Here is a 17,098-nt window from a genome sequence, read left to right on the forward strand (position 1 = left end):
GCCATGGGTCAGGCGGCAGTCGCCAGAAATTCCGGATTCTGCTTCACCAGCGCCACCTTGAGCTTTTCCATGGCGCGCGCCTCGATCTGGCGGACGCGCTCCTTGGAGATGCCAAGCGTCTCGCCAAGCGCTTCCAGCGTTGCGCCTTCGTCGCTCAGCCGGCGCTCCTCGATGATCCGGAGCTCGCGGGCGTTGAGGGCGGCGAGCGCCGCTTTCAACCACACGGAGCGGCGCTCGACATCGATCGTGTCACCAACGACCTCGTCGGGCAGGGGATCGTCCGAGACGAGGAAATCCATGCGCTCGTTCGAACCCGCGTCATCGGCAACCGGCATGTTGAGCGAGGAGTCGGGCGCCGACAGCCGCGAATCCATCATCGCCACGTCGGCCTCGGAGACGCCGAGCGCTTCCGATACCTCGCGATAGAGCGTCGCGTTGGACAGCGGTTCGGTGCCGTTGGCCAGCCGCGCGCGCAAGCGGCGCAGGTTGAAGAAAAGAGCCTTCTGCGCCGAGCTGGTGCCGCCGCGCACGATCGACCAGTTGCGCAGGATGTAGTCCTGCATCGAGGCGCGGATCCACCACGTCGCGTAGGTCGAAAACCGCACCTCGCGCTCGGGCTCGAAGCGGGCGGCCGCCTCAAGCAGGCCGACATGCCCTTCCTGGATCAGATCGCCGAGCGGCAGACCGTAGTGGCGGAATTTGGAAGCCATGGAAATGACCAGCCGCATATGTGCAACCGTGATGCTGTGCAGCGCGTTCTGGTCGTTGTCTTCTTTCCAGCGCAAGGCGAGCCGGTGCTCTTCCTCACGTTCGAGGTAGGGAGCCCTCATTGCCGCGCGGACCATGATCCGTCCTGCAGTGTCTTCCATCATGAGGCGCTCCCTGGCTCAGGCGATGCGGATGACTTTGCAAACTTGGCAGGGCGCCTGGGTTGAAATCGCAGCGTCGTGCCCTAGAAATCCAGAACGTGCCATGCGGGAAAATGGTTCCGTAGCCGTTGGCGGCTGGATTTGTTGCCTGAGGGATCTCGGCGATGATCGGCGACCCTGCCGATTGCGACCAAAAAGCACTATTTCGAGAATCTGATTTCAGAAGTTGGTTGTTTTTGAAATCCTGTTCCTTATTTTTCTGACTTGTATCTGTCAGTTTCCAACCCTCACAACATGCCGGACAGCCGGCCAAAGACGGGATCACAGAAAAATGAAATGGCTCAAGTCGCTTATCGTCGCCGGAACGCTGCAGGCTCTGGCCGTCACGTCAGGCCATGCCGGCGCCAATCTCGACCAGATCAAGCAGGCGGGCGTCATCAAGGTCGGTACGGAAGGCACCTATGCGCCGTTCACCTATCATGACACTTCCGGCGCGCTGGTCGGCTTCGACGTCGAGATCGCCAAGGCGATCGCCGACAAGCTCGGCGTCAAGGCCGAGTTCCTCGAAGGCAAGTGGGACGGGCTGATCGCCGGTCTCGACGCCAATCGCTACGATACTGTGATCAACGAAGTCGGCATCACCGACGCGCGCAAGGCCAAATACGACTTCTCCGACCCCTACATCGCCTCCAAGGCGGTGCTGATCGTGCGCGGCGACAACACCGACATCAAGACCTTCGCCGATCTCAAGGGCAAGAAGTCGGCGCAGTCGCTGACCTCGAATTTCGGCAAGCTCGCAGAGACCAACGGCGCCGAACTCGTCGGCACCGACGGCTTCGACCAGTCGATCCAGCTGCTTCTGACCGGCCGTGCCGACGCCACCATCAATGACAGCCTGTCGTTCCTCGACTTCAAGAAGCACAAGCCCGACGCCAATGTGAAGATCGCCGCGCAAGAGGAAAACGCCGACTATTCCGGCGTCATCGTGCGCAAGGGCGATCCGGAACTGGTTGCGGCGATCAACAAGGCGCTGGCCGACATCAAGGCCGATGGCACCTACAAGAAGATCGCCGACACTTATTTCGGCCAGGACGTTTCGAAGTAATCTAAGTGGCGAGGCCGGTCACCGGCCGATGAGATATCAAGCGGCGAGCCGTCTTTGACGGTCCGCCGCTTTTGTCGTGATATGTCGATCGCATTCGCGCCCGATGAAGCCGCCTCGACCATCTGGAGGGTCTTACGTGCCGCACTGGCTGCAACTGATGCTGGAGTCGCTGCCTTCGCTGTTGTGGGCGGCCCTGATCTTCACCGTGCCATTGACACTGCTGTCCTTCGCTCTCGGCCTGACGGTCGGCCTCGGCGCAGCCATTTCCCGGCTGTTCGGTCCAAAACCGCTGGTCGCGCTTGTGCGCTTCTATGTCTGGATCTTTCGCGGCACGCCGCTGCTGGTGCAGCTGTTCCTGATCTTTTACGGCCTGCCGTCGGTCGGCATCCTGCTCGACGCCTTCACCGCCGCGTTGATCGGCTTCACGCTCAATATCGGCGCCTACACGTCGGAAATCATCCGCGCGGCAATAGGCTCGGTGCCGAAAGGCCAGTGGGAAGCCGCCTATTCGATTGGCATGACCTGGAGCCAGGCGATGCGGCGCACAATCCTGCCGCAAGCCGGACGGGTCGCGGTGCCGCCGCTCTCCAACACCTTCATCTCGCTGGTCAAGGATACGTCGCTGGCCGCCGCCATCACCGTGCCGGAAATGTTCCAGGCGGCGCAGCGCATCGTCGCCACCACCTATGAGCCGCTGATCCTCTATGTCGAGGCGGCGATCCTCTATCTGGCGATGAGCTCAGTGCTGTCGGCCTTGCAGACGCGGCTGGAAGAACGGCTCAACCGCTACGGCGGCTTCCTGGAGGCGCGCTCATGATCGGCCTCACCAACATCGAAAAGCGCTTCGGCGACAATCTCGTGCTGAAGAGCGTGACGGTCACCATCGCCGAGGGCAGCGTGACGGCGCTGGTCGGCCCTTCGGGCGGCGGCAAGAGCACGCTGCTGCGCTGCATCAACCTGCTGGAGATCCCGACATCGGGTACAGTGCGGATCGGTGACGAGACGCTCGAATTCCGTCCTGACGGCAAGGTCCCGGCCAGGGACATCCAGCGCCTGCGCCTGCAGACCGGCATGGTGTTCCAGAACTTCCAGCTGTTTCCGCATCGCACCGCGATCGAGAATGTCATGGAAGGACTGGTGACGGTGCTGAAATGGCCGACGGAGCGGGCGCGCGAGCGGGCGCTCGCTTTGCTGGAAAAGGTCGGCATGGCACACAAGGCTGACGCCTGGCCGGCAACCCTGTCGGGCGGTCAACAACAGCGCGTGGCGATCGCTCGCGCGCTCGCCCCGTCGCCGAAAGTGCTGCTGTGCGACGAGCCGACCTCGGCGCTCGACCCGGAACTGGCGCAAGAGGTGGTCGACGTGCTCGGCAAGCTCGCCAGCGAAGGGACGACCATGGTGATGGCGACGCATGATCTGCGCCTCGCCTCCAAGATCGCGCAGGAGGTGGTCTTCCTCGATGCCGGCGTCATCGTCGAGAAAGGCCCGGCGGCCTTGCTGTTTGGCAATCCGGAACGCCAGCGGACCAAGCGTTTCATTGCGACGCTGAAGCAAGAGGCGGAGAAGGAGGGTGGCGGCGAGGCGTAGGCGCCGCCCCCGTTTCAGCCGATCTTCCCAGAAACAAAAAACCCGGCACGAGGCCGGGTTTTTCATGCATTCGAAGGTGAAAAGCCTCAGGCAGCTTCTTCCTGCTCGGCTTCCTCATTGTCAGCCTTGGCACCCCGCTTAGGGCCCTTGTTGAGGTTGACCTCGATCAGGCGCACGGCTTCGGTTTCCGACATGCGGTTGACGGCCGCGATCTCGCGGGCCATGCGGTCGAGTGCCGCCTCGTAGAGCTGGCGTTCGGAATAGGACTGCTCGGGCTGATTGTCGGCGCGGTAGAGGTCGCGCACAACTTCCGAGATCGAGATCAGGTCGCCGGAATTGATCTTCGCATCATATTCCTGGGCGCGGCGCGACCACATGGTGCGCTTCACGCGGGCGCGCCCCTGCACGACTTTCAGCGCGCGCTCGACATAATCCTCTTCCGACAGCTTACGCATGCCGATGGAGGTCGCCTTGGCGACCGGCACCTTCAGGCGCATCTTGTCCTTCTGGAAGTCGATGACGAACAGTTCCAGCTTATGCCCAGCGACTTCCTGCTCGTCGATCGAGACGATCTGGCCGACGCCATGCGCCGGATAGACAATATACTCACCGGTCTTGAAACCGTGACGCGCAGCGGAGGACTTCTTCTGCGGGGTTATCGTTGCCATTGCGCCCTGAACTCCTTGTTGTGGTACCGGCGTCCTGCCGGCCCGAACTCGCGCGATCGGGGAAACCGATCGTTAGCCGCACAACAGATGAACCCATCCGGAAAAGCCGGGACCGGCAAACCGCAATAGTGCGACCGCCTGGCCCAGATCGCTCTGGTCCGGAATGAGATTTTCACCTTTCAGTGATTTGGGGCGTCTGCGCCATAAATCGACGTTGTGTCACCGGCATGTTTGACTGATGTAACACAAAAAGTCGGAAGAATCAAGGTTTTGCTGCATCGGCGAAGGCCACAGTTAAGCGCCGCCTGTCAAGGCGCTTAATGTGACCTGCCTCTTACCCAACGTAATACGGGCCTTTGTGGACCTGTTGTCAATCGCCTTCGCCGGGCTCGGCCGAGAAGTATTTCTCGAACTTACCGGCCTCGCCGTCGAAGGATTTGGCGTCGGCCGGAGGTTCCTTCTTGGCGGTGATATTGGGCCATTTCTCGGCGTATTCTGTGTTGATCTGCAGCCATTTGTCGAGCCCCGACTCGGTGTCTGGCTTGATCGCGTCGGCCGGGCATTCCGGCTCGCAGACACCGCAGTCGATGCACTCGTCGGGATGGATGACGAGCATGTTCTCGCCTTCGTAGAAACAATCGACCGGACAGACCTCGATGCAGTCCATGTATTTGCATTTGATGCAATTGTCGGTCACGACATAGGTCATCGGTCGGCTCCGGAACGTCCCATTTTGTTGGGCTTTTTCCGTGAGGTAACGCCTTTATCCGCCGCTTGCAAGGGCAGCCATGCCTGGCGGCGTCGGCGTTTCCGAAATGGAATTCCAGACGGCAGGCCTGGCAGGGATCGGTCATGTCCTGCGAAGTGTCGTTTTTGCCGCGTTCAGGGTTCGTTTTGTGCGTGTCGTTGCGCCAAAATCGTTACGCACTTTTCTGGCCGACACATCAGTCATCGCCAAGCAAGCGGTCGGTCTGGCGGCGTTCCTTCTTCGTCGGGCGGCCGCTGCCGGCCTCGCGCAGCGCCGGAATTGCATCGGGAGGGGCTTCGCCCTTCGGCGCGGGCGGCGGCGAGATATCCTCGTACAGCGTGCGGGCCTCCTCGGCAGGGCCACGCCGCACGCCGGCGTTCAGCACCTTCCAGACGAAGATGCGACGATCAAGTGTGATGGTCAGCACGTCTCCAGGCTTGACCAGATCGGAGGCCTGCGCTGCTTTGTCGCGATTGATGCGAACCCGGCCGGCGACCACTAGTTTCGCCGCCAGCGACCGCGATTTCACGGCGCGCGAAAAGAACAGCCATTTGTCGATGCGCTGGCGGTCTCGGGCAGCCGTTGGGGCAACCATCGACGCGAGCCCGAGCCTACTTCTTCAGCTGGTCGCGCAAAGCGGCGAGCTTGGCGAAGGGCGAGTCCGGATCGAAGCGCACCGGGCGCTCCTCGCGCGGCTTTGGCTGGAAGGCTGGCTTTCCGCCCCCCTTGGCCCGATCTGGGCCGCCACCCTTGCCATCCGGTCTGCCGCTCTTCCAGTCGGGCCGGCCTTCGCGGCGGTCGGGACGCTCGCCCTGTGGGCGGCCTTCACGCCGTTGCTCACCCTCGCCCTGCGGCTTGGGCTTGAACTTCGAGCGGTCGAAGCGCGGCTTGCCTGTGCCGTCGCGCCGTCCCTCATGGGCCGGACGTTCTCCGGGCGTCGCTGCCGCTGGCGTGCCGGCGGCATCCGCAGGCGCGTCGTTCCGGCCGCGCGCCTGTCCGTTGCGCGAGCGATTGTTGCGACCGGGATGGCGGGGGCGCTGTTCGAAACGGCCCTGGCGCCACAACAGAATCGGCTTTGGCGCCTCGGCTTCCGGAACGGGCTCGCTGGAGGCTGAATCGGCCACCAAGACAGGCTCGTCCGCCGCCGCTTCCGCTGCTGGCGCAGCTTCGGAAACTGCCTCTGCCGATGCGGCCGCGACAGGTTCGGCTTCCGCCTCTGGCTCGGCAGCCAGCACGGGTTCGGCGGCCACTTCGGCGACGGCCCCCGTTGCGGCTTCTTGCGTGGCTTCGGCTGGCGCCTCGGGTTGTTCTTCCGCGACCGGCTCGGCCGCTTCGGCGACGACTTCGGCGGGAGTTTCGGCGACGGCCTCAACAGGCGCAGCGAGCTCCGAGCCTTCGACCGAAACCTCCGCGACTGCATCGACCGCCACGGCTTCCGCCGCCTTGGCCTGCTCGGCTCGTGCAGCCTCTTCAGCCGCGGCCTTCGCCGCCGCTGCTTCGCGCGCGGCATTGTCCTGCGCTTCGAGCCGCGCCTTGATCTCGACGGCCGGCTTCGGTTCGGAACGATAGCCGAGACCTTTCAGGATCTCTTCCATGTCGTCGGCGGTGGCGCCGAGGATCGACATCATCGGCGGCGTCACCATGAAGGACTGGCCGTCATAGGCGCCGTCCGGCCTTTGGCCGAGACCAGGCTTCCAGTTGGTCGCCGGGCGGATCAGATCCGCCAGCCGCTCCAGAATGTCGATGCGCACGGCGCGGCGGCCGAGATTGCGGTAGCCGGCAAGCCTGTAGAAGGTCTTGTCGAAAGCCGGATCGATGACCACCGAGGTGCGGCCGGAGGCGAGGGCATGGACCACGTCGCCAAAGCCCGGCTTGTCCTTGCCGTCGTTCTTCAGCGCCCACAGCAAGGTCACCAGTCCGGCTGGCGCCGGCTTGATCAGCGCCGGCACGAAGACATGGTAGGCGCCGAAGCGCACGCCGAGCCGTCGAAGGGCGGCACGGCCCTCCTGGTCGAGCGACTTCATCTCCTCGGCAATGTCGCGGCGGTTGATGAGGCCGAAATTCTCGACCAGCTGGAAGGCGATGCCGCGGCCGATGCCGGCAATCTGGTCGGCGTTCTTCAGGTCGACCAGCGGCTTCAGCAGCAACTCGATCTGGAAATTGACGAAACGCTCGGCACGCGCCGCGACCTTGTCGCGCGCCGGGCCGGTCAACTGTTCGTCGGCCAGCAGCACGAGGCGCGGCTTCAGCGTGTCTTCGCCTGCAACCAGCGTGCCGATCGGCGCTCCGATCCAGCGCAGGGTGCCGTCCGAGCCAAGCGCGATATCGCCATTGGCGCTAGCGCCGAAGCGTTCGGCGCGCGCCTCGAATTCGGCTGCAAGCGCCTTCTGAGCGGCAGTGCGCACCGCCTTGGCGTCTTCGCCGCCGGCGGTCTGGTCGGCGGTGAAGCGGAACCCTTGCAACTCGCCGACATGGTGGCCTTCGACAAGGACGGTTCCGGTAGGACTAATTTCGGCTTCGGGCATGGTATTTTCTCTAAGGCGCCGCATGAGGACGGAAGTCCTGCGGTCTACGAAGCGTTTCGTCAACCGCTCATGCAGCGCATCCGACAATCTGTCTTCGATTTCGCGCGTCTTTTCCTGCCAGTGTGCCTGATCGGCCAGCCAGCCGGGCCGGTTCGACACGAATGTCCAGGTGCGGATCTGGGCAATGCGATGCGACAGCGTGTCGATATCGCCTTCGGTGGTGTCGGCGCGGCGCACCTGTTCGGCCATGTAATTTTCGTCGACATGGCCATGCCGGGCGAGGTCGGTATAGATCGAAGCAATGAGGTCGGCATGCTGGGCCGGCGCGATCTTGCGGTAATCGGGCAGGGCGCAGGCTTCCCACAGCAGCGCTACGCGTTTGGCATTGGTGGCGAGTGCGCGGATATCCTCGTCGCGCGACAGGTGCTCGAGCGCCTGCGCATCGACGGCAGGCAGTGCCCGCGTCAGCCCCTCGACCGGGGCGTTGGTCTCGATCGAGCGTTTCAGCGCGTCGAGGCTGGCGAAGTCGAAATGCGCGGTGCGCCACTGCAGCACCTTCACCGGGTCGAAGTCGTGGCCTTCGATCTTCTTGACCAGATCCTCGTCCAGCGGATCGACCTGGCCGGTGACGCCAAACGTGCCGTCGCGAAGATGCCGGCCGGCGCGGCCGGCGATCTGGCCAAGCTCGGCCGCCGTCAGGTTGCGATACTGATAGCCGTCGAACTTGCGGTTCTGGGCGAAGGCGACATGATCGAGATCAAGGTTGAGACCCATGCCGATGGCGTCGGTGGCGATGAGATAGTCGACGTCGCCCGACTGGAACAGCGCCACCTGGGCGTTGCGGGTGCGAGGCGACAGGGCGCCGAGCACGACGGCGGCGCCACCCTGCTGGCGGCGGATCAATTCGGCGATGGCATAGACCTCGTCGGCGGAGAAGGCGACGATCGCCGTGCGCCGCGGCAGCCGCGTCAGCTTCTTCGAACCGGCATAGGCAAGATGCGACAGCCTCGGCCGCGTCACCACCGAGACACCCTTCAAGAGGCGCTGGAGGATGCCGTGCATCGTGGCCGCACCCAGCAGCAGCGTTTCTTGGCGGCCGCGCAGGTGCAGGATGCGGTCGGTGAAGATGTGGCCGCGCTCGAGATCGCCGGCCAACTGCACCTCGTCGATGGCGACGAAGGCGGCGTCGGTTTCGCGCGGCATGGCCTCGACGGTGCAGACCGAATATTTGGCGCCGGGCGGCTGGATCTTCTCCTCGCCGGTGATCAGCGCGACCTTGTGGGCGCCGACCTTGTCGCAGACGCGGCCATAGACCTCACGCGCAAGCAGCCTGAGCGGCAGGCCGATGATGCCGCTCTCGTGCGCCACCATGCGCTCGATGGCGAGATGGGTCTTGCCGGTGTTGGTCGGCCCAAGCACGGCGGTCACGTCACGGCCCGATAGGATCAGCGGCTCGGTATGTTTCGACTGGATGTTCATCGACCTGGAAATAAGGCTTTCTGGTCTCTCGTTGTCGGGAGCGTGCCTCAAGTGGCGCGTATGACAGGCGACACATAAGGATTTCGAGCGCGAAGCGAAAGCGGAATGTTCCACCGGTGGCTCGAAGTCATCTCCTGTCAAGCTCCAGAATGGTTGCGGATTAACAGTTGGAACGAGTCTGGAACGAATCGGAGACGAATCAGTGACTCGACCAGATTCAGCTTTTGTTCACGGCTACATATGGATTTTGTGACCACGAGTCTCACCATATGCTGAATCAACGAACTGGCCCGTTTCATGCAGGGCGAGCTCTGTCGTTAACCTTTGCCGGCGAACGACTGGAATGCCTTGGCTCGCCTCATCCAAGATTATGAAATTGTTGATCTTTCCTAAGCGGCGTTAAGGATTTGACGGGCGATTCCAGCCGTTGTCGTTAACACTCCGCTCAAAGCCGGAACGAATCGGCTACGAATCGGCGATGCCAGAATCTTCCCGTTTTGTTCACCCCAATATCTTGTGTTGCGAACAGCTTATCCACCGAGAATCCACAGGTTGCAAAGCCACTTTTGCACTGGGCAGCCGGTGGTTGTTAACCTCTGCGTGCCGTAATGGGGCACCAGCCGGCGTGGGGCAGGTCGAAGGCATGAAGTCGCCGGCGAATGACGGACCGGTTTGCCGGTCCGTCGATCTCTCCACCCACACCGGCGCTTCTACCGTCTGGACAAAAAACCGCTTCGCACTTTTCCTGGAATGCTTCAGACGAAGTGAAATGCTTCAGGCGAAGTATTGGCCGCCATTGGCTGAGATGGTCGAGCCGGTGATGAAGCCGGCATCTTCGGATGCGAGGAAGACAACGCAGCGCGCGATCTCTTCCGGTTCGCCGAGGCGGCCGACGGGGATCTGCGGGATGATGCGCTCGTTGAGCACCTTCTCGTCGATCGCCTTGACCATTTCAGTGGCGATATAGCCGGGGCAGATGACATTGACGGTGATGCCGGCGCGGGCCCCTTCCTGGGCGAGCGCCTTCGAAAAGCCGATATCGCCAGCCTTGGCGGCGGAATAATTCACCTGTCCGGCCTGGCCCTTCTGGCCGTTGATCGAGGAGATGGTGATGACGCGGCCGAACTTGCGGTCGCGCATGCCGCTCCACAGCGGATGCGTCATGTTGAAGACGCCCGACAAATTGGTGTCGATGACTTCTTTCCACTGTTCGCGCGTGATCTTGTGGAACATGGCGTCGCGGGTGATGCCGGCATTGTTGACCAGCACCGAGACCGGACCGAGATCAGCCTCGACCTGCTTGATGCCGGCGGTGCAGGAATCGTAGTCGGCGACCGACCATTTGTAGACCGGGATACCGGTCTCGGCCTTGAATTTCGCCGCCGCGTCGTCATTGCCGGCGTAGTTGGCGGCAACCGAATAGCCGGCGTTCTTCAATGCTATCGAGATCGCCGCGCCGATGCCGCGCGATCCGCCTGTGACGATTGCTACCTTGGTCATGCGTTTCCCCTATTTTGATATCGCCCTGTTGTCGGGCTTGGCAGGCACTGCATACCGACCGGGCGGCTCGCGCCGCCCGTTCAGGTGATATCCTTAGAGCGCTTCCACGCACATGGCGACGCCCATGCCGCCGCCGATGCATAGGGTGGCGAGGCCTTTCTTGGCGCCGCGCCGGCGCATCTCGAAGACCAGCGTGTTGAAGATGCGGGCACCCGAAGCACCGATCGGATGGCCGATGGCAATGGCGCCGCCATTGACGTTGACGATCGAGGGATCCCAGCCCATGTCCTTGTTGACGGCGCAAGCCTGGGCGGCAAAGGCCTCGTTGGCCTCGATCAGGTCGAGATCGCCGACCGACCAGCCGGCCTTCTCCAATGCCTTGCGCGAAGCCGGTATCGGACCGGTGCCCATGATCTGCGGGTCGACGCCAGCGGTTGCCCAGGACACGATGCGCGCCAGCGGGGTGATGCCGCGCCTCACCGCTTCCGCTTCGCTCATCAGCACCGCACCGGCGGCGCCGTCATTGATGCCGGAGGCGTTGGCGGCGGTCACCGTACCGTCCTTGTCGAAAGCCGGCTTCAGCTTGGTCATGGCGTCGAGCGTGGCACCGTGGCGGATGTACTCGTCCTGGTCGACAATGGTGTCGCCCTTCCTGCCCTTGATGGTGACGGCGACGATCTCGTCCTTGAACTTGCCGGCCTTCTGCGCCGCCTCGGCCTTGTTCTGCGAGGCGAGCGCGAACTGGTCCTGATCGTCGCGGGTGATCTGGAACTGACGAGCGACGTTTTCGGCGGTGTTGCCCATGTGGTAGCCGTTGAAGGCATCCCACAGTCCGTCCTTGATCATGGTGTCGATCAGCTTGAAGTCGCCCATCTTGACGCCGGCGCGCAGGTGCTGGGCATGCGCCGAAAGCGACATCGATTCCTGTCCGCCGGCGATGACAACCTTGGCATCGCCGGTGGCGATCTGCTGCATGCCGAGCGCAATGGCGCGCAGGCCCGAGCCGCAAACCTGGTTGAGACCCCAGGCCGTGGTTTCCTTGGGCAGGCCGGCATTGATCGATGCCTGGCGGGCCGGGTTCTGACCCTGAGCGGCGGTCAGCACCTGGCCGAGGATGACCTCGTCGACCTCGCCTGGTTCGACACCGGCACGCGACAGCAGTTCCTTGATGACGATAGCACCGAGCTCATGCGCCGGGGTGGTGGCGAAAGCGCCGTTGAAGGAGCCGACCGGCGTGCGCGCCGCACTGGCAATGACGATGGAAGCGGACATTTTCTTCTCCAGACTTCAAGGGTGTTGTTCTGTCGTTGAGGACTTTTCTTGCCCTTTCCAGAACCCAAGTCAAACCGGAAATGGGCATGGCGCCCATGCGCTGCAAGCAGATGGCGCCTTGCGATGGCGCTACTCAGTCCGTTGCTGCGCAGCATATTTTGCCTGCTATGCAGCATTTAATGATGCCGCAGTGCACAAACTGCTTGGAATTGTGAGGCTTTTGCGCATATCCTCAAAAAAGGCACAATCGTTACCGGCGGCTTACTCGGGGGCGCCGGTGTCCCGGGGAGGATGCAGATGGCCGCGAAAGACGATCCGATCATCATCAAGAAATACGCCAATCGCCGCCTCTACAACACAGGCACCAGCACCTATGTGACGCTCGAGGACCTCGCCGAGATGGTCAAGAAGGGCGAGGAGTTCACCGTCCAGGATGCCAAGACCGGTGACGATATCACCCATCCGGTGCTGACCCAGATCATCTTCGAGCTGGAGAACAAGGATGGGCAGAACATGCTGCCGATCCCGTTCCTGCGCCAGCTGATCGCCTATTATGGCGACCAGATGCAGATGATCGTGCCGAGCTTCCTCGAACAGTCCATGCTTGCCTTCTCCAAGGAGCAGGAACGCTTTCGCGAGCAGATGAAGGGTGCGCTCGGCAAGTCGCCGCTGGACATGATGAAGATCACCACGCCGATCAAGGCGCTGGAGGAGCAGACGCGCCGCAACATGGAAATGTTCCAGAATGCGATGCGGCTGTTCACGCCCTTCCCGCCGGCGGGTTCCGCGCCAGCCGCGGCCCCGGCCGAGCCGGCCAGGAAGGAAACACCGGAAAAGCCCGACGACCTTCAGGATCTGAAGGATCAGATCGCCGCCATGCAACGCAAGCTCGACACGATGTCGTGAGCGGTTCGGATCGAAAGATCCGCTAGCCGGCGCATAGTGCTATCGCGGCAGCAATCCCTCATAGCGGCCGCGTGGCCTGATGACAGTTCCACTTGTCACCTGTTCGATCGTGTGCGCGGCCCAGCCGACGCTGCGTGCGAGTGCGAACAGGCGGAACGGTGCATCGCGCGGCAAGCCAAGGCCGCGGGTCAGCACGGCCAAAGCGAAGTCGATGTTCGGGCGCGTGCCGGTCGCGGCAAGGGCCGCATCACGCAGCGATTGAGAGAGATCATCGATGTCGATCACGCTCAACAATGCCGCCGCGCGGGGATCGCCGTCGGGATAGAGCGGATGGCCGAAGCTCGGCAGAGGCCGGTCATGGCTGAGCCAGCGCCGGATCGCCGCCTCGGCACCGTGCCGCCCCGCATCCTCGGCCAGTTGCATCACCGCTTCGCCGGCGCCGCCATGGCGAGGGCCTGACAATGTCGCCAACCCAGCGAGCAGGCAAGCGGCCATCGGCGCTCCGGTGGAGGCCGCGACACGGGCGGCGAAGGTCGATGCGTTGAGTTCGTGGTCGGCGAGCAGGACGAGCGCGCGGCGGATCGCATCGGCTCCCGCTGCATCCACCGACCAGTCCCGCGCCAATCGCCGATGAACTGGGTCCGGTCCCGCTGATGCGCCCAAGGCGCTGGCCAACACGCCGACCGCGTGCGCGGCATCGGCATGCAGCGAGGTGGCGCTGCGCCCGAGTGAAGGTCGCCCCTGGCCGGCAAGCACGGCAAGTTGCGCAAAGGCCGAGGCCCGGCCGGGTTGGTGGGCCGCATCCGGCACCGGCGCTCGGAAGGCCACCGGTTCAGGCAGCGCCCAGAGCACTGCCGCTGTTTCTTCCAGCGTGGCACTCGCTGAAAGCGCAACGGCGTCCTGGCCACGATAGACAAGATGACCGTGCAAGACGGTCGAGATCGAGGTGACGATCGACGGTTCGCCCCAGGCAATGGCGCTTTCGGCGATGGCCGACGGGCTGCGTCCTCGCGCCCTTCGCGTTGCCAGTGCCGCAATGTCGTCGGCACGATACTGGCTGCGGCGCGGATCGGCGCGGTCCGGCTGCATGCCGATGCGGCCGCGGCTGACATAGGCGTAGAGTGTCTGGGGCCGCACCTTGAGCCTTTCCAGCGCCTCTTCCCGCGACAACCACTCGGACATATCGAACTCCGATATTGATTATATTGATCAAGATTGATCGGCAGATTGTCTAGCATTATCCCTAGCGGGGAAATGGATCAAGGAGGCAGGCTATGGCGAATGGGCTCGACGACGTTGTGGCGGCTGAAACCGTCCTCTCCGACGTGGATGGTCTTGGTGGCAATCTGACCATCCGCGGCCATTCGCTGCGGGACCTGGCTGGACGCTGGAGCTACGCGCAGGTGGTCAGCCTGCTGCTCGATGGCTTCTTCGAAGACCTTCCCGGCGACGCCGAACTGGCGCAAGCGTTGGGCCAGGCGCGCGCAGAAGTGTTCGAGCGGCTTTTGCCCTCGCTGCCCTTGCTGGCATCGCTCGATGTCTACAGCGCCATGCGCGCCGGCATGGCGCTGCTGCCGGACGGCGAGACTTTGCCGGACGCGCTACGGCTGGTTGCGGCGCCCGCGGTGCTGACGGCGGCCCTGCTTCGCCTACGGCGCGGTGAGGCGCCCATCGCGCCGGACAGCCTGTCCGATCATGCCGCCGACATGTTGAGGATGCTCAGCGGTCGTACCGCCTCGCCGGCGCTGGCGAAGGCGCTCGACACCTATCTGGTGACCGTCTGCGATCATGGCCTCAATGCCTCGACCTTCGCCACCCGCGTGGTCGCGTCGACGCAGGCCGGCCTGACATCGTCCGTGATGGCCGGGCTCGGCGCGCTCAAGGGCCCGCTGCATGGCGGCGCGCCCGGTCCGGTGATCGAGATGCTGGATGTGATCGAGGCGCATGGCGATGCCGCCCGCTGGCTGCGCGACGAGGTCGCGCATGGCGAGCGCATAATGGGCTTCGGCCATCGCATCTACCGCGTGCGCGATCCGCGTGCCGACGTGCTGAAGGCGGTCGTGCGGCAACTCGGCGGCGAGGGCGAAACCGGTCGCCGGCTGGCCTTGGCGGAGACAGTGGAGCAAGCCGCGCTCGACGTGCTGCGGATCGCCAAGCCGTCGCGCTCATTGCAGACCAATGTCGAGTTCTACACCGCGCTGCTGCTGGAGGCGGCGGGTTTCCCCAAGGAGGCATTCAGCAACGTCTTCGCCGCCGGGCGTGTCGCCGGCTGGATTGCGCACGCCCGTGAACAGCAGGCGACCGGACGGTTGATCCGGCCGCAGTCGCGCTATGTCGGGCCGGTGCCGGACCTTGTTGCCTGAGGCTGTCTGCCTGTTTCGATGGATGCCGCCTCTCCGCTCCGAAGCGGCGAGGCGGTTCTTCATGACCGAAATTTCATGTGATCACGCGACCGTGTTCGTGTTCTTGCCTTGGTCAGGACTTATATGCTGCACTGCAACATAGGTCCGCTGTAACCGACCGTCCCGATCCTCGGGCGTGATGAGGCCTGCAGCATCCAAAACGACAGGAACGCCATGACGAAAAACGGCAAGGCGGAGGAAACCAAGAAGATCAACATCGCGCTTCAGGGCGGCGGCTCGCACGGGGCCTTTTCCTGGGGTGTGCTCGACCGGCTGCTGGAGGATGGCAGGCTGGAGATCGCAGCGGTGTCCGGGACCAGCGCCGGCGCCATGAACGCGGTGGCGCTGGCCGACGGCTTCGTGCGTGGCGGCGTCGAGGGAGCACGGCAAAAGCTCGATGATTTCTGGCGCGCAGTGGCGGCAAAGGGCCGGTTCAGCCCGGTGCAGCGGATGCCGTGGGATGTCGCCTGGGGCAATTGGTCGATCGAGAACACGCCGGGCTATGTCTTCTTCGACACCATGTCGCGGGTATTTTCGCCCTATGTCGCCAACCCGCTCGGCCTCAACCCGCTGCGTGACGTCGTGCAGAAGGAGATTAATTTCGCCAATGTTCGCGCTTGCAAGTCGATGGAACTGTTCATTTCGGCGACCAATGTCGAAACCGGGCAGTTGCGCGTCTTTTCCGACGGCGAGATCGACCTCGACACGGTGATGGCCTCGGCTTGCCTGCCGCAACTGTTCCGCGCCGTCGAGATCAAGGGCGTGCCCTATTGGGATGGCGGCTATGGCGGCAATCCGGCGCTTTATCCGTTCTTCAAGACGGCGGCGACCGAGGACGTGCTTCTGGTGCAGATCAATCCGGTGGTGCGGGAAGGAACGCCAAGGAGCGCCAACGAGATCCAGAACCGCATCGACGAGATCACCTTCAACGCCGGGCTGTTGCGCGAATTCCGCTCGATCGCCTTTGTCAAGGAGCTGATCGCCGCCGGCCGCCTGCCGCATGGCGAATACCGCGACATCCGCATGCACCGCATCGATGCCGACGAGGCGTTCAAGGACCTGTCGGCGTCGTCGAAGGTCAATGCTGAATGGGCGTTCCTGAGCTATATGCGCGATCTCGGCCGCACCGCCGCCAGCGACTGGCTGGAGGAGAATTACGATGCGGTCGGCAAGCGCCCGACGCTCGATCTGTCAGGCGAGCTCGATGACGGCTTCAAGCCGGTGCGTGGTCCCGCACCTGGCCGGCGGGTCAAGGAATTCCTCGCTGTGCGCAAGAACCCGGAGGCAGAGCGCCGTCGCGCCTGACACGAAAACCGGCACAGCCTGGCTTCTTGGCTTCATCCAGCTTTTAGGGTCAGGTCGATCACCCTGATCAGGGCGGCGGCGGCCTGCCGCTGCCCGCCGGGATCGCTGATGCGGGCCTTCATGCCTTCCAGCCCGTCGAGCAGCATGTCGGCAAGCAGTTGCGCCGACAGGCCCTTGGCGGTGAGATCGGCGCCGTTCCTGGCAGCCTCGCCCTCGATCGCGGCGGCGATATGTTCGACAAGACCGCCGCGCCAGCAGCCGACCAGATCGCCAAGGCTCGATTTCATGTCCAGCAATTCGGCGCCATGCGGCGAGGCAACGACCGCGCTCATCATCGAGATGAACGCCTCGTCGATGGCTCGCGTCATGCGCTCAGTGAAAGCGCCATCGCCGGCCAGAGCCATTTTCGCCGACTCGACCGAGCGCGACAGCACCATCATGGCGATGGCACGGAAAATGTCGGTCTTGTTCTTGAACAGGAGATAGAGCGCCGGCCGCGACATGTCGGCGGCGCGGGCGATGTCGTCCATGGTGGTGCGGGAGAAGCCATAAGCCAAAAACACCTTCATTGCGCCATCCAGGATACGGACGCGTTTGGGGTCAGCGGTGGCGATGTCTTCGATCTGATTCATGAGACGGCATTATCCTGTAAAAATCTCAATTGACAAAATGACGGAATTTGTCAATCTGTTTGAGGACGAAATGACCGGTTGGCCATTTCGCCTCGAGCTG

At 63.3% G+C, this 17,098-nt stretch carries 15 protein-coding genes; 6 read left to right on the forward strand and 9 right to left on the reverse strand.

Features of this window, described 5'->3' with window-relative positions; translation table 11 throughout:
• Positions 1–8 precede the first annotated feature (8 nt).
• On the reverse strand, positions 9–872 hold the full coding sequence (locus tag AC1DZU_RS12370; protein WP_477284930.1) for an RNA polymerase factor sigma-32: 864 nt from the start codon (positions 870–872) through the stop codon (positions 9–11).
• A 328-nt stretch (positions 873–1,200) separates the two neighbouring features.
• Here AC1DZU_RS12370 and AC1DZU_RS12375 point away from each other — a divergent pair, with 328 nt between their 5' ends.
• From AC1DZU_RS12375 to AC1DZU_RS12385, 3 genes are all read left to right on the forward strand, one after another.
• Positions 1,201–1,974, forward strand: coding sequence for an amino acid ABC transporter substrate-binding protein (locus AC1DZU_RS12375; protein WP_095089469.1), 774 nt, complete (start codon positions 1,201–1,203; stop codon positions 1,972–1,974).
• 136 nt (positions 1,975–2,110) lie between these two features.
• Entirely contained in the window at positions 2,111–2,791 is a 681-nt protein-coding gene (locus AC1DZU_RS12380) for an amino acid ABC transporter permease (protein ID WP_477284932.1), read from the forward strand.
• On the forward strand, positions 2,788–3,561 hold the full coding sequence (locus AC1DZU_RS12385; protein WP_477284934.1) for an amino acid ABC transporter ATP-binding protein: 774 nt from the start codon (positions 2,788–2,790) through the stop codon (positions 3,559–3,561). The genes AC1DZU_RS12380 and AC1DZU_RS12385 overlap by 4 nt, the downstream gene beginning before the upstream one ends.
• An 86-nt stretch (positions 3,562–3,647) precedes the next feature.
• On the opposite strand, the gene AC1DZU_RS12390 is transcribed toward AC1DZU_RS12385, so the two are convergent.
• From AC1DZU_RS12390 to AC1DZU_RS12415, 6 genes are all read right to left on the reverse strand, one after another.
• On the reverse strand, positions 3,648–4,229 hold the full coding sequence (locus AC1DZU_RS12390) for a CarD family transcriptional regulator (protein ID WP_111544498.1): 582 nt from the start codon (positions 4,227–4,229) through the stop codon (positions 3,648–3,650).
• Positions 4,230–4,599: 370 nt separating this feature from the next.
• Positions 4,600–4,938, reverse strand: coding sequence for a ferredoxin FdxA (fdxA, locus tag AC1DZU_RS12395; RefSeq protein ID WP_095089463.1), 339 nt, complete (start codon positions 4,936–4,938; stop codon positions 4,600–4,602).
• 235 nt (positions 4,939–5,173) lie between these two features.
• Positions 5,174–5,572 carry an RNA-binding S4 domain-containing protein gene (locus AC1DZU_RS12400; RefSeq protein ID WP_477284937.1) on the reverse strand — a complete coding sequence of 133 codons (399 nt, stop codon included), beginning with the start codon at positions 5,570–5,572 and terminating at the stop codon, positions 5,174–5,176.
• A 16-nt stretch (positions 5,573–5,588) separates the two neighbouring features.
• Positions 5,589–8,981, reverse strand: coding sequence for a helicase-related protein (locus tag AC1DZU_RS12405; RefSeq protein WP_477284939.1), 3,393 nt, complete (start codon positions 8,979–8,981; stop codon positions 5,589–5,591).
• Between the two features lie 774 nt (positions 8,982–9,755).
• Complete coding sequence (phbB, locus tag AC1DZU_RS12410) at positions 9,756–10,481, reverse strand: acetoacetyl-CoA reductase (RefSeq protein WP_477284941.1); 726 nt, start codon at positions 10,479–10,481, stop codon at positions 9,756–9,758.
• Between the two features lie 93 nt (positions 10,482–10,574).
• The gene (locus tag AC1DZU_RS12415; protein ID WP_457151519.1) at positions 10,575–11,753 is read right to left on the reverse strand and encodes an acetyl-CoA C-acetyltransferase; all 1,179 of its coding nucleotides are present in this window, start codon (positions 11,751–11,753) and stop codon (positions 10,575–10,577) included.
• 297 nt (positions 11,754–12,050) lie between these two features.
• Here AC1DZU_RS12415 and phaR point away from each other — a divergent pair, with 297 nt between their 5' ends.
• Positions 12,051–12,659 carry a polyhydroxyalkanoate synthesis repressor PhaR gene (phaR, locus tag AC1DZU_RS12420; protein WP_477284943.1) on the forward strand — a complete coding sequence of 203 codons (609 nt, stop codon included), beginning with the start codon at positions 12,051–12,053 and terminating at the stop codon, positions 12,657–12,659.
• A 39-nt stretch (positions 12,660–12,698) separates the two neighbouring features.
• On the opposite strand, the gene AC1DZU_RS12425 is transcribed toward phaR, so the two are convergent.
• Entirely contained in the window at positions 12,699–13,841 is a 1,143-nt protein-coding gene (locus AC1DZU_RS12425; protein WP_477284945.1) for a citrate/2-methylcitrate synthase, read from the reverse strand.
• Between the two features lie 92 nt (positions 13,842–13,933).
• On the opposite strand from AC1DZU_RS12425, the gene AC1DZU_RS12430 reads away from it, so the two are divergent.
• Together AC1DZU_RS12430 and AC1DZU_RS12435 are read left to right on the forward strand one after the other, a co-directional pair.
• On the forward strand, positions 13,934–15,022 hold the full coding sequence (locus AC1DZU_RS12430) for a citrate synthase/methylcitrate synthase (protein WP_477284947.1): 1,089 nt from the start codon (positions 13,934–13,936) through the stop codon (positions 15,020–15,022).
• Between the two features lie 213 nt (positions 15,023–15,235).
• Complete coding sequence (locus AC1DZU_RS12435) at positions 15,236–16,366, forward strand: patatin-like phospholipase family protein (RefSeq protein WP_095089447.1); 1,131 nt, start codon at positions 15,236–15,238, stop codon at positions 16,364–16,366.
• A 32-nt stretch (positions 16,367–16,398) separates the two neighbouring features.
• Here the strand turns inward: AC1DZU_RS12435 and AC1DZU_RS12440 are convergent, their stop codons facing one another.
• On the reverse strand, positions 16,399–16,998 hold the full coding sequence (locus tag AC1DZU_RS12440; protein WP_477284949.1) for a TetR/AcrR family transcriptional regulator: 600 nt from the start codon (positions 16,996–16,998) through the stop codon (positions 16,399–16,401).
• Positions 16,999–17,098: the final 100 nt, after the last annotated feature.

It is taken from the genome of Mesorhizobium sp. P2_A12, assembly GCF_056405075.1.